Genomic DNA, 22,697 nt, shown 5'->3' on the forward strand with positions numbered 1-22,697 from the left:
CCGCATATGGCAAGCCACTTCCGCCTGATGGCCCCATCCGCGCGGCTTCCCGCCGCGCAGATGCCTCAGAATGCCTCGGGCTTGGCCTCGCGTGCCATGTGATCGAGCACCGCGTTGACGAATTTCGCCTCTTTGCCCTCGGGAAAGAACGCCTGCGCAATCGAGACATATTCCACGATCACCACCTTGGGCGGCGTGTCCGACTGCAACAGCTCCGCACCGGCGGCCCGGAATAGCGCCCGCAATGTCGGGTCGATCCGGTTGATCGGCCATTTCGCCACCAGGGCCCGGTCGGTCATCTGGTCAATCGGCGCCTGAAAATTCACCGCGTCTTCCAGTGTCTTGATGAACAGCCCCTGATCGCCCTCGATCATGTCCGTGCTGTCATCCACCGCCGCGCCAAAGCGATAGTCGAGGAACTCCACCCGCACCTGGTCCACGGTCTGGCCCGAGCTTTCCATCTGGAACAGCGCCTGCACGGCATAAAGCCGTGCGGCAGATTTCATCTTGCGTTTCTGGTTGCCGGAAAGGGTCATGCGGTGGGGTTGTCCTTCAACTCGCCAGCGATCTTGTACTCTTCGGACTCGGGCAGAAAACCCACGCCCTTGCGCTGGCCGCCCCACTTACGGGCAAGCGCGATCAGATGCAAGGCCGCCGCAGCCGCCCCGCCCCCTTTGTTCTGATCTGCAGGATCAGCGCGCACTTCGGCCTGCGGACGGTTCTCCACAGTCAGGATGCCGTTGCCAATGCACAAGCCCTGCAAACCCAACATCTGGATCGCGCGGCTGCTGTCGTTACACACGGTTTCATAGTGCGTGGTCTCGCCACGAATGACACAGCCCAGCGCCACGTAACCGTCGAAATTGCTCATCCGTTCGGCAATGCCGATCGCCGTCGGAATCTCGAGCGCACCGGGCACCTGCACAACCTCATAAGTTCCGCCAGCGGCCTCGATCTCGGCCTTGGCCCCGGCGAGAAGGTTATCGGCAATGTCCTTGTAGTAAGGCGAAATCACGATGCACAGCTTGACCGGCGCATCGAACTTGGCGCGCGGCATGATGTAATGTTTCTCTGCACCTGCCATCTCTTACCCTTTCGTCAGAATCGGGCGCGTGCCCACGATGCTCAGACCATAGGCATCCAACCCAAGGTACTTGGTCTGCGGCGAGTCCGTCAGCAGTACCAATGCGCTCAGCCCCATGTTCGACAACATCTGCGCACCAAGCCCGGTATGCTTGATGGTGCGCGGCCCTTCGTCCTCATCAGCATAGAGGCTATGCCGCGGTTCCCGGAACAGGCACACAACTCCGCGCCCCTCTTCCGCGATCAGGCGCATGGCCGAAGGGAGTTCATTGACCGATTTCGGCCCCAGCCCCAACACGTCGCTCGCCTCGTGCAACGCATGGGTCCGCACCAGAACCGGTTCAGGTGTGGTGATGTCGCCCTTGATCAGCACGACATGTTCAACGCCATGGATCTGGTCGGTAAAGATCCGCATTTCCCAGTCGCCGCCATATTCCGACGTCACCGTCGTGCGCGAGGTTTCAACAACGAGGTTATCATTGCGCGACCGGTAGGCGATCAGGTCGCTGATTGTCCCGATTTTGAGACCGTGCTTCTTGGCGATCTCCACCAGCTCCGGCAAACGCGCCATCGTGCCGTCTTCGTTCATGATCTCACAGATCACGGCACTCGGATGCAGCCCAGCAAGGCGCGAGATATCCACCGACGCCTCGGTATGCCCGGCCCGCACCAATACCCCGCCCCGCTTGGCGCGCAGCGGGAATACATGCCCCGGCGTGGCAAGGGACGCCATGGTGTTCTGTTCGTTGATCGCCGTGGCAATGGTCAGCGCCCGGTCGCCGGCTGAGATGCCTGTCGATACGCCCTCGCGCGCCTCGATCGACACCGTAAAGGCGGTTTCATGACGCGACGAATTGTTCACCGCCATCATCGGCAGCCCCAAACGGTCGATCCGCTCCGCCGTCATCGGCAGACAGATCAGGCCGCGTCCATGGGTGGCCATGAAATTGACAGCCGCCGCATCGGCAAACTCTGCGGGAATGATGAAATCACCCTCGTTCTCGCGATCTTCGTGATCCACAAGAATATACATGCGCCCGTTGCGCGCATCCTCGATGATTTCCTCGATCGGGCTGATCGCATCGCGCAAGCTCTGCTCGACGGGGCCCGGCTTTTCAAAGGACATATGTGTTCTCCGGCCAGTATTGAGGCCCAGATAGCCCAAGCCCCGCGCGATTGCCAGTCCCGGCACGGCCAAAGCGCGGCGAAACGCGACGGAACACCAGACTTTCTTTTTCTGGAAATACCCCGGGGGTGAAGTTTGGAAATCCCGGATTTTCAAACGAGGGGGCTGGCCCCCTCCCAGCCCCACAGCCTAAACTTTTCCCACCCAAAGGAGGTTCCGATGCGCACGACCCGTCTTCTCACCACCGTCGAAGCCCACGCCGAAGGCGAACCGGGCCGTGTGATCACCGGTGGCCTGCCACATCTTCCGGGGCATACCGTATTTGACAAGATGCGTCACATGCAGACCCACCATGACGACATTCGGCAGCTGATGCTGCGCGAACCACGCGGCCACCCAGCCCTCTGCTGCAATGCGCTGGTCCCGCCCTGTCACCCGGATGCGGACATGGGGTTCATCATCATGGAGCAAAGCGAATACCCGCCAATGTCCGGGTCGAACACGATTTGCGTGGTCACGGTGCTGCTGGAAACCGGAATCCTGCCCATGGTCGAACCGGTCACCGAATTGACCCTCGAAGCCCCCGCCGGCCTTATCCGCGTCCACGCCACCTGCGTACATGGCAAGGTGACATCCGTCACCTTCCGCAATGTGCCTGCCTTTGCGATCCATCTCGACGAACGCATCGACGTGCCGGGGATCGGCCCGGTGACGGTCGACATCGCGTGGGGCGGAATGTTCTTCGTTCTGGCCGAGGCCGCGCCGCTCGGCATCGACCTGGACGGCGACAATGGCGCGGAAATCCTGCGCGTCTCCGAAGCCATCCGCCACGCCGCCGCCGAGCAGCTCCCCGTCGCCCATCCCGACAACCCGGCCATCATCGGCCCGACCATCACCAACCTCTGGGGCCCACCCACCGATCCCGCCACCCACGGGCGCGGCGCCATCACCCTGTCCACGGGGTCTTTCGACCCGGCCAGCCCGCACACCGCCTCCGGCATCCTCGACCGGTCTCCCTGTGGCACAGGGACCTGTGCGAAAATGGCTGTGCTGCACGCTCGAGGTGCACTTGGTGTCGGTCAGGATTATGTCATTGCGGGGCCGCTGGGCACCACCTTCACCGGGCGCATCGTCGAGGAAACCACCGTCGGGCCCTACAATGCCATCGTTCCCACCCTCTCAGGACAAGGCTGGATCTACGGCACATCGGGCTTCATGCTCGATCCAACCGATCCGTTTCCCAAAGGGTACACAATTGGCGACATGTGGTGAGGTACACATCCGCACCGCACGCGTTAACCTTCGGTTCGCGCCCGAACCCGTGACCGATGCAATACCGACACGATACCGACGCAATACCGACGTGCCGTTCGGGGGCCTCAGGTCGTGTTAACCATTCATCTCTGCGAGCCGGGCCACGTATCGCGCCAGGGTGTCGATCTCGAGATTGACCAGATCCCCAACTCGCGCGTCACCCCAGGTTGTCATTGCCTTGGTGTGCGGGATGATGTTCACACCAAAATTGCACCCGTCCACCTCGTTTACCGTCAGGGACGTGCCGTTGAGCGCGACGGACCCCTTGGGTGCAATGAACTTTGCCAGCGCTTCAGGCGCGCGGAAGGTGAAACGCGTGCTGTCGCCTTCATCCGTCATGGCAACAATCTCGGCCACGCCATCCACATGGCCCGAGACAATATGCCCGCCCAGTTCATCTCCGACCTTCAACGCGCGCTCAAGATTGACACGCTTGCCCGCAACCCAGCCGCCGAGGTTGGTCTTCGAGACGGTTTCCGCACTGATTTCAACATCATACCAGCCATCGCCCAGCGCGATCACGGTCAGGCAAACGCCGTCACTGGCAATAGATGCCCCAAGGTCTATGCCCCCCGTGTCGTACCGCGTCGCGATCCGTGCCCGCAGATCGCCGCGCTTTTCCAAGTCGCGGATTTCTCCGATATCCGTGATAATCCCAGTGAACACAGGCCAATCCCCTCGTTTGATTGCCCAAGAACTATCCCTGCGAACGCGCCATGACAACCCGCCAGGCTCAGGCATAATGTCCCCTTAATTCTGACGCAACTTACCGCTAAGGTCCTGTCAAACCCTCATGGACAATACAGGCAACCATGGCACATTCGAGTGGAGACAACCGGGTATTTCTGTTCCTACAAGGGCCGCACGGGCCCTATTTTGCAGGACTGGCCCGCATGTTGAAACGCTCTGGCGCTACGGTCTGGCGGGTTGGTTTCAACGCCGGAGACCGTGCGTTCTGGCGCGACCGAAGCAGCTATATCGCCTTCACAGAGACACCAGAAAACTGGCCATCAACTTACGAGTCGATCCTTGCAGACAAGGGCGTGACCGACATCGTTCTTTATGGTGACACACGTCCGATTCACGCACAGGCTGTCGCAATAGCAAAGGCCGCCGGTGTCACTGTGCATGTCTTTGAAGAGGGGTATTTGCGCCCCTACTGGGTGACATATGAGCGTGGCGGCTCGAACGGCAACTCCCGGCTGATGCGGATGACGATCCCGCAGATGGAACAGGCGCTCGAAGGGTCCGACATGGAAGCGCCCCTGCCCCCCGGACACTGGGGCGACATGCGCCAGCATGTTTTTTACGGCGCGCTCTATCACTGGTTCGTCATGTTCGCGAACCGCACCTACCGCAATTTCCGCCCGCACCGCGCGCTTTCGGTAACGCGTGAGTTCCAGCTGTATCTGCGCCGCCTCATCTTGATGCCTGCTCAAGGGATCGAGCGCCGATTGGCCACGATGCGCATCCGCTATGGTGGGTTCCCGTATCACCTCGCACTTTTGCAGCTCGAACATGACAGCAGCTTCCAGATGCATTCGCCGTTTGCCTCCATGACGGATTTTCTTGCGCTGGTCATCGAGCAATTTGCGGCCGGGGCCCCGCGACATCACCACCTTGTCTTCAAGGCGCATCCGCTGGAAGACGGACGCGTCCCCCTGCGCCACGAGATCGCCCGACTTGCTCGGGAGCATGGCATAAAAGGGCGGGTCCACTACGTCCGTGGCGGAAAACTGGCGCAACTTCTGAACGATGCCCGCACCGCCGTAACCGTGAACTCAACTGCGGCACAACAGGTTTTGTGGCGGGGTATTCCCATCAAGGTGTTCGGCAACGCAGTTTATAACCAGCCCGAATTCGTCAGCACCCAGCCTCTCAACGACTTCTTTTCCGGGGCCAGCCGACCAGACAACACCGCCTACAAAACATATCGACGTTACCTGCTCGAAACCAGCCAGGTACCCGGCGGGTTCTACTCCGCCCGCGGACGCCGACAGCTGCTTCGGCAGGTGGTCGACATGATGCTTTCGCCGCATGATCCTTATGATGCGCTGGAAACCGGAACAGCGGCTCCGAGGCAACAGTTGCGTCTGGTGAAGTAGGACACACAAGGTCTAGCGCTGGATTTTTGGTTCCGATTCCGGTAACTTGTCGGGAAAACCTGAGGCAGAATAATAACAGGTCGAGGAGACCGAGCAGTGAAACCCTTAGAAACTCGATGGGCGAAGTGCGCCGCCATCGTGGCCTTGGCGGCCATGGTGTCTTCCTGCACTCTTGTTCCGCGTTCTGGTCCGAACAAGCGTGAAATCTATGCCGGGTCCGTGCAGCAAGAAGGCGACGCCTTTGTCGTTGCCGTCAATGACCGTGTCACGCGCGCAACCGCTGTTGTGCCGGCTTTGGGCTTCAGCCCGGAATTCCAGCGCGCCGGACAATTGGGCTCCGACACTATTCGCCCAGGGGACATCCTGTCGCTGACCATTTGGGAAAACGTCGACAAACCACTACTCGGTCCTGAAGGACAGGTCGCCGCGATTCTGGAAGAGGTGCAAGTTGACGGCGCCGGGTTTATCTTCGTGCCCTATGCAGGGCGCATCCGAGCTGCCGGGAACACGCCCGAGAGCATTCGCAATATCATCTCCTCCAAACTGGAAGAGCAGACTCCTGATCCGCAGGTCGAGGTGCGCCGGGTCGCGGGCGACGGATCGACGGTATCCCTTGTCGGCGCTGTAGGCGCGCAGGGTGTCTACCCGATCGAGCGCCCCACACGCACGCTTTCCACCATGCTGGCCAATGCCGGGGGTGTGACCATCGTGCCCGAGATCGCGCAGATCACAGTTTTGCGTGGCAAGACAACTGGCAAAATCTGGTTTCAGGACCTTTACGATCACCCCGAATTGGACATTGCACTTCGCGGCGGAGACCGCATTCTAGTCGAAGAAGATACGCGCGCCTTCACCGCTCTGGGCGCCACGGGGACACAAAGCCGCGTGAACTTCACGACCAAGGACCTCTCGGCCATCGAAGCGATTGCACAGGTCGGCGGGCTTTTGACTACCAGCAGCGATCCAACCGGTGTTTTTGTGTTCCGGAACGAGGCCGAACCAATTGCCAATCAGGTTCTGGGCCGCTCCGACCTTAGCGGCGCGCAGCGGATGGTTTATGTTCTGGACCTGACAAAACCAAACGGCATGTTCGTTGCCCGCGACTTCGTAGTGCGCGATGGTGACACGCTTTATGTCACCGAAGCGCCGATCACGACGTGGAACAAAACCATCGCCGCAATCACGGGTACTCTGACATCGGCAGACTCGCTGCTTAGCCTGGGTGCCATCGGTGGCGGAACCTGATCTAGGCCAAATGCAAACAGCCGCCGGGGATCCTTCCCCCCAGCGGCTGTTCGCCTTCAACGGCGGCTTCTATACCCAACGCCGCCTTCGCCGAATTTTGACACTTTCCGGGTACAAGCTGAGCCTGGGACGCCCGACAAGCGATGATCAGATTGCCGTCTGGGGGCAAAGCCCAACGTCGGGGCGCGGTCATGCGATGTCCCGGAAAACCGGCGCGGAGTTGTTGTTCGTCGAAGACGCGTTCCTGCGGTCCGTGCACCCGGGACGGGTCGCCAAAGAACCGCCTCTGGGTCTCTTCATAGACAACAAATCCCCCCATTTCGACCCGGGTACGCCAAGCGATCTCGAGACATTGCTTGCAACTCACCCTTTGGACGACAGTGCGCTTTTGAACCGGGCACGCGCGGCCATCGCCCGTATCCGTGAAAACCACCTGACGAAATATTCCGGGGTCGATCCCACCCTGCCCGCGCCCGATCCGGGCTATGTCCTCGTGATCGACCAAACCCGCGGTGACGCCTCGGTCACGGCCAGCCAGGCCGATGACGCGCGTTTTCGCGAGATGCTGGTCATGGCGCAGGAAGAGCATCCCGGCTGCCCGGTCGTGATCAAGACTCACCCGGAGACAGCACACGGCCATCGCACGGGCTTTTTTGGAACCGAAGACATCTCGGAACGGGTCAGACTGTGCACCGCGCCAATCAGCCCATGGGTTCTGTTCGAGGGCGCAGTCGGCGTTTACACGGTTTCTTCGCAAATGGGATTCGAGGCCATTTTCGCAGGCCACAAACCCCGAATATTCGGCCAACCCTTCTATGCGGGATGGGGCCTGACGGTCGACGAGTTCCCCGTACCACGCCGCCAACGCAAGCTGACCCGCGCGCAACTTTTCGCAGCTTCCATGATTCTCTATCCAACGTGGTACGACCCATGTCGCGATCGCCTGTGTTCACTTGAGGACGCCATCAGCCAGCTGGAAGCCCAAACCCGATGCTGGCGCGAGGATCGCCACGGCTGGAACGCCCATGGCATGCGCCTGTGGAAACGCAAATCGCTTCAGAAGTTTTTCGGAAGCGTCAAACCCGTTGTTTTCGATAAAACCACCTCGGACCGGCCGGACATGACCTGGGCCAGCAAACCCGGCCCGAAAGGCGCCGTGCGGATCGAGGACGGATTCTTGCGGTCGCGGGGGCTTGGCGCAGAACTGGTGCCTCCCCTTTCGCTCGTCTGTGATGATCTGGGCATCTACTATGATCCCGCTCGGGAAAGCCGACTTGAACGCCTCATTGCAATGCGGAATGAACTGCGCCCGGACCAACGGAATCGCGCCGAAGATCTCATAACCGCGATGCGCCGGGCTGGGCTCAGCAAATACAACCTAGATGGCGCCCGATTTGACCTCCCAGTTGGTCGCAAGGTTCTTGTCCCCGGTCAGGTCGAAGATGACGCCTCCATCCTCTCAGGCACGGAGACGATTACCAGCAATCGCGCACTACTAGAAGCCACACGCGCCGCAAATCCCGATGCCGTTTTGATCTACAAGCCTCACCCGGATGTCGAGGCAGGGTTGCGCAAAGGCAATGTGCCAAACGCGGGCGATCTGGCGGATTTGGTTCTGGAGCATGCCGACATGGCTGCCCTTCTCGAACAAGTGGACGAAGTCTGGACCATGACGTCGCTCACTGGATTCGAAGCCTTGCTGCGTGAGTGCCGGGTGGTGACGCTCGGCGCCCCATTCTATGCCGGGTGGGGGTTGACCGACGACCGGGGCATCGTACCCGAGCGTCGTAAGGCCACGCCGGATCTTGCCGGGTTGGTGCACGCCACGCTGATCGACTACCCACGCTATTTCGATCCAAAGAGCGGCCTGCCCTGCCCGGTCGAAACCGTACTTGAGCGTCTCTCAACAGGCGACATTCCGCATCCGGGTTGGATCAACCGCGTGGTATCAAAAATTCAGGGACGATTTGCCAGTTATCAATCGCTTTGGCGCTAGACGGTTTCCTGTCGGTGCCAAACCGACATAATGTCGTCGCCGATGTCCCTTTGGGACACCCTCTCGAACCGGGGCGCGGCCAGCAGGCGCTCTACCCCCATGGCGCCAATTGCAGGATAGCCCTCTGCGCCAAGAATAAGCCCGGCCGAGAAGGTTACCAATTCGTCAACCAAATCCGCCGCAAACAACGATGCCGCCAACGCCCCGCCCCCCTCGCAGAACACGCGGGTGATTCCCCTGTCACCCAGCGCGGCAAGGACCGACGCAGGCGAAACATGTGCCCCTTCCAAAGCGCAAGGTAGCAATTCTGCCCCGAGGTCCCGCCATGTCGCACGCAGTTCCGGGCTTGCATCGGGGCCGTGGGCGATCCACACCGGAATATCTTTGGCCGTACGCGCGAGGTTGCTCATCAACGGCATGTCAAGGCGCCGTGAGACCACGACACGCACCGGTTGGTGCCGCGCCCCCAGATCACGCACGGTCAACGACGGATCATCCGCGCGCGCAGTGCCTCCGCCGACCATGACTGCGTCGTGACGCATGCGCATCGCGTGAACTTGACGGCGCGCTTCAGGTCCGGTGATCCACTGGCTTTCGCCTGTGGCCGTCGCGATCCGGCCGTCAAGGCTACTGGCCAGCTTGAGCGTCACAAAGGGGCGACCAAGGTCGGTCTTGAGGAAGAAGCCCTGCAGATCTCGCGCGGCCTCGTCTTCCAGTACCCCAATCACGACCTCGATCCCGGCGGCCCGCAGCATCTCCAGCCCTTTGCCCGCGACGCGTGCGTCACTGTCTCTGACTGCGACGACCACGCGGGCAATCCCTGCCGCGATCAGCGCGTTCGCACACGGCGGGGTTTTTCCGTGATGTGCACAAGGTTCCAATGTCACATAAGCCGTGGCGCCCTTGGCAGCGGTTCCTGCCTGGGCCAAGGCCTCTGTTTCCGCGTGCGGACGCCCGCCCGGTTGCGTCCAGCCGCGCCCTACGATGCGTCCTTCACGTACGACAACGCAGCCCACGGCCGGATTGGGCCAACAATGCCCTTGCCCTCGCCGCCCAAGCTGCAGGGCCAGCGCCATATAGCGTGTGTCAGACAGAGTTATTCCTCGGGTTGGGTGTCCGGGCGCAGCTCGCTGACAAACTTGTCAAAGTCATCTGCCGCCTGGAAGTTCTTGTAAACACTGGCAAACCGCACATAGGCCACGGTGTCGATCCGCGCCAGCGCTTCCATGACGATCTCACCGATGGTTTTGGATTGAATGTCAGTTTCGCCCATGCTTTCCAGCCGCCGGACGATGCCGGATATCATCTGGTCAATGCGATCCGGCTCGACCGGACGCTTCTGCATAGAGATACGAATAGAGCGTTCCAGCTTGTCCCGGTCAAAGTCCTCTCGACGCCCATTGGACTTGACGACGACAAGGTCGCGCAACTGCACCCGTTCATAGGTGGTAAAACGTCCGCCGCATGCCGGGCAGAACCGCCGCCGCCGGATCGAAACGTGATCTTCCGCGGGTCGTGAATCCTTGACCTGAGTGTCGATATTTCCGCAAAACGGGCAGCGCATGGGCTTTCCCCCTGTCCGATAGTCTGTGTTTTCCGCCGTGATATGGGGTTTGCCCCCACTTATCCACAGGCACTATAGGACAGCTACAACTCTTTGGGTAGTGGTCAAATGGCACCGCTATATCGGCCACGAACGGTAGAAATCGCCTTGTCAGCTATTCCATTTGGGCCAAGGCGACCTATTTCAATCTCGAAGGCCATCCCAAGCCTCGCAATTCATGCAGACAGATGCGCCGCCACGGTTCGACTGTGCGGCGCATTTCTGTGTTCGAAGAGATAGATCCCTTGCCAAGTGCCCAGCGCCAATCGCCCCTTCGTGACAGGTATGGACAGGGAAACCGGCATCATCACCGCCTTGATATGGGCAGGCATGTCGTCAGGACCTTCATAAGTGTGCGAGAGATACGACATCGCCGGGTCCGTACTGGGCGGCACCAATCGGTGGAAGAAGTTGCGCAAATCCGTTTGCACCTCGGGATCCGCGTTTTCCTGGATCAAGAGACTGCACGAGGTGTGGCGCACAAACAGCGTAAGCAGGCCGGTTCCCAGTACCCAGCGCTGTACCTCGCGCGTAAATTCGTAAAGCCCCTGGCCGTGCGTCGATATCTGAAACTGAGTCTGCATTCACACAAGGTGACGTGCTCAGCTCAGCCCCGCAAGGCTCAGCCGTCGATTTCAAACACGCAATATCCCGTGCCTTGCCCAACTGTCATGTTGTTGCCAACATGAGACAAAGACAGTGTGCGCGGCCCTTTGAGCGATGCTGCAGCCTCCAGCACCGAATTCGATGGTCGGATAGAAAAGGAGACGCCATCAATACCCGGCTTTGACAGGCTCATCCCGTACCCTCGTATGACGTATATGCGTTCGGTTGCGGCGGCTCCACGACTGCGCGCGGCCCGTGCAGCGTCACACCAAATCCGCGCGGTATCGGTGCCAAGCCGATCAACCACTTCGAATCCTTTGTTTCCAGGCAGATCATAAACCGGATTGAGGAACAGCGCTTGCGCGACCGCTAGCGTTGGAAAACAGAAAACAGACAGCAGAATGAGTGACAGGCGTTTCATGGCTCCTCCGCGCAATATACCAATATTACGCGGTGAGAGCGTGTTCGGATCAGTAGGTGACACCCAAATTGCAGAACCCACGTGCGTGGCCGATGCTGAGGTTGTAGCCAACTCGTTTCACCGAAACCGAGTAATTGCCCCCATCTCCGGGGCGATTAGCCTGTGCCAACACTTCCTTCGTTGGATTGATCGTGAAACCGACGCCATAGCGGTTTTTCTGACTGCGCGCCTTTCCAAGCGGGTAGAGAATATACATCCGGTCCGTCGCCCCAGCCCCCAGTCGCACCGCATAATTTCCGGCTTCGCACCAGAAGCGCTGTGGTCCGGTGCTTGGCCCTTCAATGACCTCGAAATTGCCTTTCCCCGGCAGTGGATTGACCTGAAGACGAGCGACCGCGCCAAAACCAATGCCGAACCCCTGCGCAACTACAGCGCCTGCTGCTACTGAAAAGACAGCGCCAGCAATGATCTGTTTCAAAGCCATCTCGAACCAGTCCCCTTTGAATGCCTCAGCATAGGCCCCAAGACGCGCTGCTGTCCAACCAAAGACACCCAACCAAAACATGATCGCAAACGAAAAAGGGGGCCGAAGCCCCCTCCCGTCTATTGATCCAGGAAGCTCCTCAACTTCCGGCTCCGGCTCGGGTGTTTCAGTTTCCTGAGCGCCTTGGCCTCGATCTGGCGAATACGTTCGCGGGTCACGCTGAACTGCTGGCCAACTTCTTCCAGCGTGTGGTCAGTGTTCATGCCGATGCCAAAGCGCATCCGCAGAACCCGTTCCTCGCGCGGTGTGAGGGATGCCAGAACCCGGGTCGTGGTTTCCTTGAGGTTTTCCTGAATTGCGCTGTCGAGCGGCAGTACGGCATTCTTGTCCTCGATGAAATCGCCCAGCTGCGAGTCTTCTTCGTCGCCAATTGGCGTCTCCAGCGAAATCGGTTCCTTGGCGATCTTCATCACCTTGCGAACCTTTTCGAGAGGCATCTGCAGCTTTTCAGCCAGTTCTTCCGGAGTCGGTTCGCGACCGATCTCGTGCAGCATCTGGCGGCCGGTCCGCACCAGCTTGTTGATCGTCTCGATCATGTGCACCGGGATACGGATGGTGCGCGCCTGATCGGCGATGGACCGTGTGATCGCCTGACGGATCCACCAGGTCGCATAGGTCGAGAACTTGTAGCCGCGGCGGTACTCGAACTTGTCCACCGCCTTCATCAGGCCGATGTTGCCTTCCTGGATCAGGTCGAGGAATTGCAGGCCGCGGTTGGTGTATTTTTTAGCGATCGAGATCACGAGGCGCAGGTTGGCCTCGACCATTTCCTTCTTGGCCTGACGCGCTTCCTTCTCACCCTTCTGGACTTGCTGCACGATGCGACGGAATTCCGAGATATCCAGACCGACATACTGGCCAACCTGAGCCATGTCATTGCGAAGCTCTTCGACCTTTCCAACCGAGCGCTCCATGAACATCTGCCAGCCACGCCCCGGCTTCTGCGCCATATCATCCAGCCAGGTCGGATCGAGTTCGCGCCCACGATAGGCTTCGATGAACTCACGACGATTGATGCGCGCCTGATCGGCAAGTTTCACCATGGCCGAGTCAATCTGCATCACCCGGCGGTTGATCCCATAAAGCTGATCAATCAGCGCTTCGATCCGGTTGTTGTGAAGGTGTAGTTCGTTCACCAGTTCGACAATCTCAGAACGAAGCTTCTGATAGGTGTCTTCTTCCTTGGAAGAGAACGAATCATCCTCGTTCAGCGTTGCCGAAATCCGGGCGTCCTGCATTTCACTCAGCAGGGCAAAGTCGCGCGCGATGGTATCCAAGGTCTCCAGAACGCGCGGCTTGAGCGCGGCTTCCATCGCCGCCAGCGACATATTCGCCTGCTCGTCCTCGTCGTCATCATCTTCTTTGGCAATCGGATTACCGTCGGCATCAAGCTCTTGCTGGTCTTCTTTCTTGGGCGCGGTGGCGACGTTGGCGGCCTCAACCACCGGCTCTTCTTCATCCTCGCCCATCTGGTTGCCAAAAGTGGTTTCCAGATCAATCACGTCACGCAGCAGAATGTCTTCGCTCAGGAGTTCGTCGCGCCAGATGGTAATCGCCTGGAACGTGAGAGGGCTTTCGCACAGTCCGGCGATCATCGTGTTGCGACCGGCTTCGATGCGCTTGGCAATCGCGATTTCGCCTTCGCGACTCAAAAGTTCAACCGAGCCCATTTCGCGCAGGTACATGCGCACCGGATCGTCTGTACGATCAAGCTTTTCGCTGGTCCCCGATGCCAGGGTCACACCACGATTGGCCGACGAGGTATCGACCACGGCGGTGGATTTCTGGTCCTCTTCCTCGGCCTCCTCGTCCTCAATGATATTGATGCCCATTTCGGACAGCATCGACATGACGTCTTCGATCTGCTCCGAACTGACCTGATCGGGCGGCAAAACCTGGTTGAGCTGATCGTAGGTGATGTATCCCTTTTCCCGAGCCTCGGCGATCATCTTCTTGACGGCGGCCTGGCTCATATCGAGTGAGATCTCGGCGTCCTGATCGGCGGGCTTCTGGTCGTCGTTGTCCTTGGCGGCCATGCGGGTGCTCCTGCAAATTCGGGCTGAGGGTGATTCGCGTAGAACGAATCAATATCGCGATAGGGTGATTCGCAACCCTGTTTACCCGTATTTCTTTACCTGTTCCTCACCAAAACGCGCTAGCCGCGACGCGGCTTGCCCCCTCGGGTGAAATCGATTCTCTCGGTCAGTGCATCCAATGCCGCTCTCTCATCCTTGTCGATGGGCGCTCCATTGGGCCCGACCTCGTATTCGCCGCTATCCTCCTGACGGCTGCGCAGCGCATTGTTGCGGGCTTCGGCAGCCTGCCCCAAGCGCCACGTCACGGCTTCATCAGCGACCCCGAGCAGGTCCTCTTCTGCCTCGGCGATCTCAGCAAAAAGTCCCCGTTCGGTCTTGAGCTTGGCAAACTCCTCGGTCAGCGTCATACGTGCGATATCCACGTCACCGGGATGTCTGACCGCCGGGGTGATGGCGACATAGGGGTGCCGGAGCAGCTTTTCAACAGCCTCGCCCCCCAAAGCGGCCTCAACCGCGGCGCGGGGGTCGGGATTGTTGGCGACGCGCAACAACACGTCCCGGATACGTGCATTGTCTGGATCCAGACACTCCATGGTTTCTATTTCGTATTCGAAATCATCCAGGACTTCTGGGCTCAGCAGGGCGACACTTAACACGACCGCTTCACGCAAACGGTGTTCAACCTGACCTTCGCTGGCGGCAAGCAACGACGACTTCGTGTGCATCTGCACTTTGGGTCCTTGTGCCCATTGCCCCCGACGCTGGGGGCTGCCCCCCCTGCGCGGTCGGAACAACTCCCAGCGCATATCTTTGATGGCCTGTCCGTAATGGGCCCGGATCGAAGGGTCCTTGATCAGCTTGATCTTTTCGCGCAGTGCCTTGTCCAAAGCAGCCTTGCGCTCAGGACTGTCAAAGATTCTGCCTTCTATCTCGCGCTGCCAGAGCAAGTTGACCATAGGCATCGCCTGATCCAGAACCTTCTGAACCGCATCCGCTCCTTTTGCCCTGATCAGATCGTCGGGATCTTGCCCCTCGGGCATGATGGCAAATCGGAGGGATTTTCCCGCTTCCAACAGTGGTAGCGCCAGATCAATCACCCGCATCGCCGCGCGCAAACCGGCGGTATCGCCATCAAGAGCGATGATCGGTTCGTCAGAGATGCGCCACAAAAGCTGCAACTGGCTTTCCGTGATCGCCGTTCCAAGCGGCGCCACCGAGGCCCCGAAGCCCGCCTCGACCAAGGCAATCACATCCATGTAGCCTTCGGCCACGATCAGGGGCTGCCCCTTCCCGGCCGCCTCGCGCGCGGGGCCGTGGTGATAGAGACTGCGTCCCTTGTCGAACAGCTCGGTTTCCGGCGAATTCAGGTATTTGGCATTGTCGCCGGGGTCCATGGCCCGGCCACCAAAAGCGATGCAGCGCCCCCGGGCATCGCGAATCGGGAACATGATCCGGTTGCGGAAGGTGTCATAAGGTTTGCCGCCCTTGTTTGACGGTTTCGCCAGTCCGGCCCCAAGGACCAGGTCGGGCGCCACCCCTTTGCCCGTCAGGTGATCCCACAGCCCCTGCCAACCCTCTGGTGCAAAACCGATCTCGAACCGACTGCGCGCCTTTTCGCCCAGACCGCGCTTTTCAAGATAGTCGCGCGCCGCCCCACCGGCCCCGGTGTTCAGCATCAGGCGGTAGTGCTGAACCGCCATTTCCATGACCTCGGCAAGCTGGGTGCGCCGATCGGCCTTTTGCTGCGCGCGCGGATCACGCTCGGGCATCTGCATGCCTGCTTCGTCGGCCAGAATGCGGATTGCTTCCATGAAACCCACGTTCTCAGTTTCCTGCACAAACTTGATCGCGTCGCCTTTGGCGTGGCAGCCAAAGCAATAGTAATAGCCCTTGCGATCATCCACGTGAAAAGAGGCCGTTTTTTCATGATGAAACGGGCATGGCGCCCACATGTCACCCTTGCCCTGATTGGATTTGCGCGCATCCCACATGACCTTTCGCCCCACCACCTGTGTTAGGCTGGTGCGGCTGCGCAGTTCATCAAGGAAGCCGGGAGGCAGACTCATGGCGTTCAATATAGGAAGGGGCCGGGGACAGAGTCCAGCCGCGTCAGTTGTTGATACAGGTATCCAGATACGCCGCACCAGGATCCTGCTTCAGCTGCTTCCGGCTCAGCGAGTTATAGACCCAGTCAACAATGTGCGGAACTGCCGGAAGGTATTTCTCGGCAACGGCTTCATCCTCGCCCGAAGTCATGATCGCCACAGCTTTCTTTTCGCTTTTGCGCTCCATGCGCAGTTCGGCAGCACGGGTTACGATTGCCGCCTGAAGCTCGCACTCTGCTTTCTTGCCTGCAAAGGCAGGGGCCGCCGCTGAGGCGGCAGCAACAATGGCAAATGCGGTCAGAAAGCGCATGGCAGAACTCCATTTCTCGGATCAGGTGATGACTTTGATGTCAGGATGCACGCCGCGCTGCAACCCCTTTCATCGCAATCTCCAACTCGTGAACCAGCGTTTTGGCCATTGAGCGGAACGCCATGATCTGAAACCGGGCATCGCCGACACGGGTGATGGAGACCATCATGTGCTGCAACTGGCTGCGTGCTGTGTGCCCCTTTTTGAAATGCTCGCGACGCAGGTCCAGTGGAACGAGCCGCGCAAGAACATCCTCAGCCCCCTCCCCTTCGAGCAGGACGACCGCCCAGGCATCGGACTGATCCGTGAGGGCAGCGTGATCTGCCAAAGACACCGCAGGGTCGGGCCCAATCAGCATCACCTGCCTTTGCCCGAACCAGACCGCGCGCGCGCCTTCTTTCCCGGCACTGCGGTTCGGCCTTGGCAAGGCCATCCCATGTTCAGTTTTCAAAACGTCCGACAATACCGCTTCCTGCCCGCGATATGGGGACAGCGATGTCATCGTTGCGCGCTTCGCTTCACTAAGGGTCAGACCGTCAACTTCCTTGGGCAGCAAACCCTCACAGGGCGATTTCGCCAACAATTCAGCCACGAACACGTCCTCCTTCAGGATCAAAGAACACCGGATCACAAACCTTGCAGCGGGTGGTTAGATTCCGAAGATGATCCACCATCATGACCTCCTCACCATGTCGCGCCCGCCCGTTCCGAAGGAAACCCAAACCAAGGAAGCCGTCCAGCGTGGGCGAGAACCCGACCGAAGTGGTGTAGCCTTGCGCGTTTTCGCGCGTCGGGGCGGCGCCCTTCTCAAAGAGATGCGCTCCGGCGGTGAGCTGCTTGACCGGACCAATCGGTTTCAGTCCCACCAGTTGCTCCCGCTCGGGTCCATTCAATCCGGGGCGTTCGCTCATTGTCTTGCCGATACAGTCCTTTTTCTGGCTCACCATCCGCTCCATCCCGATATCAAAAGCCGTCACCCGCCCATGAATTTCGGCATGCGTAATGAAGCCCTTCTCGATCCGCAGCACATTGAGTGCTTCCATCCCGTACAGCCCACCGCCCAGCGCTTCGGCACGCGCGGTCAGCTCCCGGAACAGGCCATTGCCAAATCGGGACGGCACGGCGATCTCATAGGCATGTTCGCCGCTGAACGAAATCCGGAACAGGCGGCCTCGCACGCCTTGGATGATGATGTCCCCGCATCCCATGAAGGGCCATGTGTCATCGTTGATGTCTTCATCCACCAGCGCATTCAGCAACGCGCGCGATTGTGGCCCGGCAACAGCGAACTGGGCCCATTGCTCGGTGACCGAGATCATCGACACATCCAACTCCGGACACAGGCATTGATGCACGTATTCAAGGTGCCGCATCACGGGACCGGCGGCGGCGGTGGTGGTGGTCATGACAAAGTGGGTTTCGCCAAGCCGAGCGGTCGTGCCGTCATCCATTACGGTGCCGTCCTCGCGGAGCATCAAGCCATAACGCGTCCGCCCGACCTTCAACGTCGAGAACATGTTGGTATAGACAAAATCCAGGAATGCACCCGCGTCCGGGCCTTGAATATCAATCTTGCCAAGCGTCGACACATCACAAACCCCGACGGCATTGCGCACCATATTGACTTCGCGGTCACAGGATTGCCGCCACGTGGTCTCGCCCGGCGCCGGGAAATAGCTTGGCCGGTACCAAAGCCCTGCCTCGATCATGGGGGCGCCGCGCTCCACGCTGGCCGCGTGACTAGTGGTGAACCTTTGGGGGGCAAAACCCGCGCCTTGCGCCCCTGCTCCCATGGCCGCAATCGACACCGGCACGAAGGGGGGGCGGAACGTCGTTGTACCGGTTTCGGGAATGCCCCGTCCCGTCGCATCCGCCAATACGGCCAGAGCGGCCACATTGGAATTTTTGCCCTGGTCCGGTGACATGCCCTGCGTCGTATAGCGCTTCATGTGCTCGACGCTTGCGAAGTTTTCCTTTGCCGCCTGTTTCACGTCCTTGACGGTCACATCATTCTGGAAATCGAGCCACGCCCGCCCCTTGCCAGCGACAGCCCAAAGGGGAGACACACGATAGGGCGCGTCCTCGGCTTCGGGGATGTCGATCTTGTCGAACGCAATGCCCAAGGCTTCCAGCGCCACCTGCGCCGCCGCAACCCCCTCCTGCAGGGCGCCATGGGTCGTCAAGGTTCCGCGACAGGCACCAGCAGTATCAAGCCCGGGAACCATCCCCTCAACTGGCACAAAGGACTGAATCGCTTCGCTCCATTGCGGGCGCCCGTTCATGTGGCAGGTCAAGTGCAGGCTCGGATTCCACCCGCCGGACACGGCAAGGCAATCGGTTTCAACCTTGTCCTCACCGCTCGCCGTTCGGAAAGTCACGCTCTCAAGCCCCCGGCGCCCGGACGTATTACAGACTTCCGCGCCCCGATAGATCGGATAAGCGTTGCTCTCTGGGACGTCGCGTCGGCTATCGAAAACAGCCGCTATGTGAACGCCTGCATCGACAAGGTCCCGCGCGGTTCGGTGTGCGTCGTCGTTATTGGCGAACAAAGTGATACGTCGACCCGGCGCCACACCATAGCGGTTCAGATACGTGCGCACGGCGCTTGCGGTCATAATGCCGGGCCGATCGTTGTTGCGAAACGCAATGGGCCGTTCAATGGCCCCTGCGCACAGGATTGCGCGCCTGGCGACGATCCGCCAGAAACACTCCAGCGGTTGCCCGCCGCGATCCGCAAGGTGATGCGCCACCCGCTCAAGCGCGCCATAGGTTCCTTGATCGTAGGCCCCGGTCACGGTCGTCCGGCGCATCAGCCGGACATTGGGCATCGCCTCCAGCTCATCCACGATGCTTTGGGCCCATTCCGCTCCTGGCATGCCGCCCACGGTTTCGACATCGCCGTTCAGACGCCCGCCGAACAGGCTGTCTTCGTCGGCAAGGATCACATCTGCCCCAGCCCGCGCCGCCGTCAACGCGGCTATCAACCCGGCAGGGCCTCCCCCGATCACCAGCAAGTCACAAAACGCAAAGGCTTTTTCATAGGCGTCCGGGTTGTGCTGGTGGCTCAGGGCGCCAAGTCCTGCAGAGCGGCGGATCACCGGCTCGTAGAGTTTTTCCCAGAAGGCACGCGGCCACATGAAAGTCTTGTAATAGAACCCCGCGCCCAGAAAAGGAGCGGCAAGGTCGTTCACGGATAGAAGATCCACCGTCAGGCTGGGCCAGCAGTTTTGCGGACGCGCCTCGAGCCCTTCGTAAATTTCCTGCACCGTTGCCCGCACATTCGGATCTTGCGCCGCTCCCGATCCGATGGTCACAAGCGCATTGGCCTCCTCGCTCCCCGCGCCCATCACGCCGCGCGGGCGGTGATACTTGAACGAACGCGCAACGACACGGATGTCATTGGCCAACAGCGCCGAGGCCAGCGTGTCGCCGGCAAACCCCTGATAGGTATGGCCATCAAAACGGAACGACACCGGCGCTTGACGATCGACCAGCCCTTTGCCCGCAATCCTCATCCCACGCTCCCTTTGACATCCGAGGCCAGAGCCGTTTCCAAAACCTCATGCGTCATCGTATTGCGGGTCACGACGATCCAAGCGCCGCAGCCCCCCTCATGTTGCCAAAGATCGCGGGTCACACCCGCCGGATTGTCTCGGTTGTGCAGGTAGTCATCCCACACCGCGTCACCAGCCTCTGGGTCAGGTCGCCGCAAGGCCACCGCATCCCCCATGTAATAGAACTCGCGCCGATCCCGCTCGCCGCACACAGGACAGGTCAGCCGCATGGCACCGCTCCCGCAACTTTATTTTGCCAAAAATGCTCAAAAACCGACATCTTGCCCCTCAATGCAGATTATGCTGAGAGCCGGTGCCCTCTTCGTCCATGATGCCGATCCCGGTGCGGAACCGGTCGAGCCGGTACTTCGCCGCCACTTCGTGCGGTCGATCCGTTGCCATCAGATGCGCCATGCACCATCCCGAGGCAGGCACCGCCTTGAACCCGCCATAGTTCCAGCCGCAGTCGATATAGAGACCATCGATCCCTTCCATCTTGTCGATGATCGGAGATCCATCGGGTGTCATATCCATAATCCCGCCCCACGACCGAAGTACCTTCGCCTTACCGATCATCGGCATCAGCGTCATCCCGGCCTCCATGACATGCTCTTTCATCGGGAGGTTGCCGCGTTGCGCATAGGACGCATAGAAATCGAGATCCCCTCCAAACACCAAACCGCCTTTGTCCGACTGGCTGATATAGAAGTGTCCCATGCCAAAACTGATCACATGGTCGATGACCGGTTTGAGCCCCTCGGTCACAAATGCCTGCAGGATGTGGCTCTCGATCGGCAGGCGCCGCCCGGCCATTGCCGCCACCTGCCCAGAACGCCCGGCGACAATGATCCCGACCTTCTTTGCCCGGATTGCACCTCTGGTGGTTTGCACCCCTTTCACGACACCGTTCTCGATGTCGATCCCCGTGACTTCACAATTCTGGACAAGGTCAACGCCACGGTCCGATGCACCCCGCGCATAGCCCCAGGCCACTGCGTCATGGCGCGCGGTGCCTCCACGGGGATGGTACAAGCCGCCATAGATCGGGAAACGGGTCTGCTCGAAATCCAGGTAAGGGAGGTGTTTGCGCACGCCATCTCGATCCAGCAGGATCGCATCATCCCCCTGGTTGACCATCATGTTACCCCGGCGCGCAAAAGCATCCCTTTGCCCGTCGCTGTGGAAAAGGTTGATCAGCCCGCGCTGGGAATGCATCACGTTATAGTTCAGATCCTCTTCGAGACCTTCCCAGAGCTTGAGAGAGTGCGAGTAGAACTCGGAGTTTCCCTGCAGGAAATAGTTGGCGCGCACAATCGTTGTGTTTCGCCCGACGTTTCCGCCGCCAAGGTAACCTTTCTCCAAAACGGCGATGTTCGTCATTCCGTGGTTCTTTGCCAGGTAATAGGCGGTCGAAAGGCCATGTCCGCCACCGCCAATAATCACCATGTCGTACTCGGGCTTGGGCTGGGCATCCCGCCAATGCGCCGACCAGCCCCTGTTGCCAGTCAACCCTTCCTTGATGACCTTCCAGCCTGAAAAGCGCATCCCTGTCCCCCGGGTGTTTGGATAACCTTACCCGTCATGAGTACAAACTGAGCTTCAAAAGACCAGAACGGAATCGACAGAAACGTGTCAATGGGCGACCACTGTCTGGAAATCGCCCCGCAAAGCGGTTCTCAGCTCAGAACATGAAGCGAAAGCTCAGACCAAGGATTGGTGCCACATCATAGGACTGGGAGCTGACAAGAGTACCGGCGGTGTTTTCCAGATTCAGTCTCCCATCGAGCTCTGCCCCTGCAAAAGCGCTGACCGAAGCTCCGGGATTGGGGGTATATACCAGCGACAGCACGACAGGCACGCTGGTGTCCTCGCCAACACCACCAGGCGCCAGACCGGCATTATCCAGCCTGAACCGGCTTTTTTCCGAGCGCGCGATAAATGAAATTCTGGTGCGATCAGTAGCTTGATAACTGAGTGTGACCCCCGGACCTTGGCTCGCCCCCAGACCGGTACCGGTGCTCAGGTTCCATCGGGGCGCCATATCCCAACTGACCAGAAGGGCCGGAAAAAGATCCAGATCGTTACTGCCCAGTTGTGAGAAGGCGCCGAACGCCGGCCCGATCTCGAGCGTGTCTGAGACCTCCCAACTCACACCGGCAAAAACTCCATAGGTCACGCCGTCCGATGCGCTCGCATCGTTCTCGTAGTCCCAGCGTACAGAGGGAGAGATCAGCACCTTGGCGTGCTCACCTACCCCGAAACGAATGGGCGCCGAGAGGCGAATATCCCGCACATCTCCCCAAAGTGCTGAACCGATCGAGTTGAAGTCGTAGGAAAACCGGCCAAAGCTCGCAAGGACACCAAAGCTTGCGCCCTCGGGCGAGCGGTAAAGCGCGCCGGCGCGCAAAAACTGGCGATCTACCGAAAAAGCCCCGCCACCGCTCAGGTCTGTTTCGGACTGATAGACGGCAAGCCCATCGACGATCGCCGCCCACCCCGTCGTCTGTTGTGCCTCTGCTGCATTTGAAACGCCGAGTGCTGCTGCTACCGTAGCCTTGAAAATCTCGCGTCTTTTCATTTTGCCCAATAGATCCTTCACCACATGAATGATTGCGTCCTGCTCATTCTTACGAAGGCCGATCAAACCTA

Annotated in this window: 21 protein-coding genes; 4 read left to right on the forward strand and 17 right to left on the reverse strand. The window is 59.7% G+C overall.

The features are described from left to right. Positions 1–65 precede the first annotated feature (65 nt). Genes nusB through ribB form a run of 3 tightly spaced genes read right to left on the reverse strand, consistent with a single transcriptional unit; the run spans position 66 to position 2,209 of the window. On the reverse strand, positions 66–536 hold the full coding sequence (nusB, locus tag BMZ35_RS09140) for a transcription antitermination factor NusB (RefSeq protein WP_093093193.1): 471 nt from the start codon (positions 534–536) through the stop codon (positions 66–68). Next, positions 533–1,084: a 6,7-dimethyl-8-ribityllumazine synthase gene (locus BMZ35_RS09145; RefSeq protein ID WP_093093195.1), complete on the reverse strand. Its 552-nt coding sequence runs from the start codon at positions 1,082–1,084 to the stop codon at positions 533–535. Before BMZ35_RS09145 ends, nusB begins: the two co-directional genes overlap by 4 nt. Before the next feature lie 3 nt (positions 1,085–1,087). After that, positions 1,088–2,209 (reverse strand): 3,4-dihydroxy-2-butanone-4-phosphate synthase, encoded by a 1,122-nt coding sequence (gene ribB / locus BMZ35_RS09150; RefSeq protein ID WP_093093197.1) that lies wholly within the window; start codon positions 2,207–2,209, stop codon positions 1,088–1,090. Positions 2,210–2,428: 219 nt separating this feature from the next. Between ribB and BMZ35_RS09155 the strand changes: the two genes are divergently transcribed. After that, complete coding sequence (locus BMZ35_RS09155) at positions 2,429–3,481, forward strand: proline racemase family protein (RefSeq protein WP_093093199.1); 1,053 nt, start codon at positions 2,429–2,431, stop codon at positions 3,479–3,481. Between the two features lie 117 nt (positions 3,482–3,598). Here the strand turns inward: BMZ35_RS09155 and BMZ35_RS09160 are convergent, their stop codons facing one another. Beyond that, the gene (locus tag BMZ35_RS09160; RefSeq protein WP_093093201.1) at positions 3,599–4,189 is read right to left on the reverse strand and encodes a riboflavin synthase; all 591 of its coding nucleotides are present in this window, start codon (positions 4,187–4,189) and stop codon (positions 3,599–3,601) included. 146 nt (positions 4,190–4,335) lie between these two features. Here BMZ35_RS09160 and BMZ35_RS09165 point away from each other — a divergent pair, with 146 nt between their 5' ends. From BMZ35_RS09165 to BMZ35_RS09175, 3 genes are all read left to right on the forward strand, one after another. After that, positions 4,336–5,628, forward strand: coding sequence for a capsule biosynthesis protein (locus tag BMZ35_RS09165; protein WP_093093203.1), 1,293 nt, complete (start codon positions 4,336–4,338; stop codon positions 5,626–5,628). Between the two features lie 96 nt (positions 5,629–5,724). Further along, on the forward strand, positions 5,725–6,873 hold the full coding sequence (locus BMZ35_RS09170; RefSeq protein ID WP_242654746.1) for a polysaccharide biosynthesis/export family protein: 1,149 nt from the start codon (positions 5,725–5,727) through the stop codon (positions 6,871–6,873). A 10-nt stretch (positions 6,874–6,883) separates the two neighbouring features. Beyond that, positions 6,884–8,869, forward strand: coding sequence for a capsular polysaccharide biosynthesis protein (locus BMZ35_RS09175; RefSeq protein WP_093093207.1), 1,986 nt, complete (start codon positions 6,884–6,886; stop codon positions 8,867–8,869). On the opposite strand, the gene ribD is transcribed toward BMZ35_RS09175, so the two are convergent. The 13 genes from ribD to BMZ35_RS09240 all read right to left on the reverse strand — a co-directional run bounded on the left by ribD (position 8,866) and on the right by BMZ35_RS09240 (position 22,692). Then, positions 8,866–9,945: a bifunctional diaminohydroxyphosphoribosylaminopyrimidine deaminase/5-amino-6-(5-phosphoribosylamino)uracil reductase RibD gene (ribD, locus tag BMZ35_RS09180; RefSeq protein ID WP_093093209.1), complete on the reverse strand. Its 1,080-nt coding sequence runs from the start codon at positions 9,943–9,945 to the stop codon at positions 8,866–8,868. The two genes, BMZ35_RS09175 and ribD, sit on opposite strands and share 4 nt — an antisense overlap. Before the next feature lie 20 nt (positions 9,946–9,965). Further along, on the reverse strand, positions 9,966–10,433 hold the full coding sequence (gene nrdR / locus BMZ35_RS09185) for a transcriptional regulator NrdR (RefSeq protein ID WP_093093211.1): 468 nt from the start codon (positions 10,431–10,433) through the stop codon (positions 9,966–9,968). Between the two features lie 215 nt (positions 10,434–10,648). After that, a complete protein-coding gene (locus tag BMZ35_RS09190; RefSeq protein ID WP_093093213.1) occupies positions 10,649–11,056 on the reverse strand; it encodes a secondary thiamine-phosphate synthase enzyme YjbQ in 408 nt (135 codons plus the stop codon). Positions 11,057–11,094: 38 nt separating this feature from the next. After that, complete coding sequence (locus tag BMZ35_RS09195; RefSeq protein WP_093093215.1) at positions 11,095–11,499, reverse strand: hypothetical protein; 405 nt, start codon at positions 11,497–11,499, stop codon at positions 11,095–11,097. Between the two features lie 49 nt (positions 11,500–11,548). After that, on the reverse strand, positions 11,549–11,983 hold the full coding sequence (locus BMZ35_RS09200; RefSeq protein ID WP_131814346.1) for a hypothetical protein: 435 nt from the start codon (positions 11,981–11,983) through the stop codon (positions 11,549–11,551). Between the two features lie 119 nt (positions 11,984–12,102). Further along, the gene (gene rpoD, locus BMZ35_RS09205) at positions 12,103–14,079 is read right to left on the reverse strand and encodes an RNA polymerase sigma factor RpoD (protein ID WP_093093218.1); all 1,977 of its coding nucleotides are present in this window, start codon (positions 14,077–14,079) and stop codon (positions 12,103–12,105) included. A 119-nt stretch (positions 14,080–14,198) separates the two neighbouring features. Continuing rightward, a complete protein-coding gene (gene dnaG, locus BMZ35_RS09210; protein ID WP_093093220.1) occupies positions 14,199–16,145 on the reverse strand; it encodes a DNA primase in 1,947 nt (648 codons plus the stop codon). 43 nt (positions 16,146–16,188) lie between these two features. Next, complete coding sequence (locus BMZ35_RS09215) at positions 16,189–16,494, reverse strand: hypothetical protein (protein WP_093093222.1); 306 nt, start codon at positions 16,492–16,494, stop codon at positions 16,189–16,191. A gap of 40 nt (positions 16,495–16,534) precedes the next feature. Further along, positions 16,535–17,086, reverse strand: coding sequence for a sarcosine oxidase subunit gamma (locus tag BMZ35_RS09220; RefSeq protein ID WP_093093349.1), 552 nt, complete (start codon positions 17,084–17,086; stop codon positions 16,535–16,537). Continuing rightward, on the reverse strand, positions 17,079–20,009 hold the full coding sequence (locus BMZ35_RS09225) for a sarcosine oxidase subunit alpha family protein (RefSeq protein ID WP_093093223.1): 2,931 nt from the start codon (positions 20,007–20,009) through the stop codon (positions 17,079–17,081). Before BMZ35_RS09225 ends, BMZ35_RS09220 begins: the two co-directional genes overlap by 8 nt. Further along, positions 20,006–20,278, reverse strand: coding sequence for a sarcosine oxidase subunit delta (locus BMZ35_RS09230; protein WP_093093225.1), 273 nt, complete (start codon positions 20,276–20,278; stop codon positions 20,006–20,008). Before BMZ35_RS09230 ends, BMZ35_RS09225 begins: the two co-directional genes overlap by 4 nt. Positions 20,279–20,336: 58 nt before the next feature. After that, positions 20,337–21,593 (reverse strand): sarcosine oxidase subunit beta family protein, encoded by a 1,257-nt coding sequence (locus tag BMZ35_RS09235; RefSeq protein ID WP_093093227.1) that lies wholly within the window; start codon positions 21,591–21,593, stop codon positions 20,337–20,339. 136 nt (positions 21,594–21,729) lie between these two features. Further along, positions 21,730–22,692, reverse strand: a complete 963-nt coding sequence (locus tag BMZ35_RS09240; protein WP_242654747.1) for a hypothetical protein — start codon at positions 22,690–22,692, stop codon at positions 21,730–21,732. Between the last annotated feature and the right edge of the window lie 5 nt (positions 22,693–22,697).

Origin of the sequence: Shimia aestuarii (genome assembly GCF_900114635.1) — a bacterium.
Classification (GTDB): Bacteria; Pseudomonadota; Alphaproteobacteria; order Rhodobacterales; family Rhodobacteraceae; genus Shimia; species Shimia aestuarii.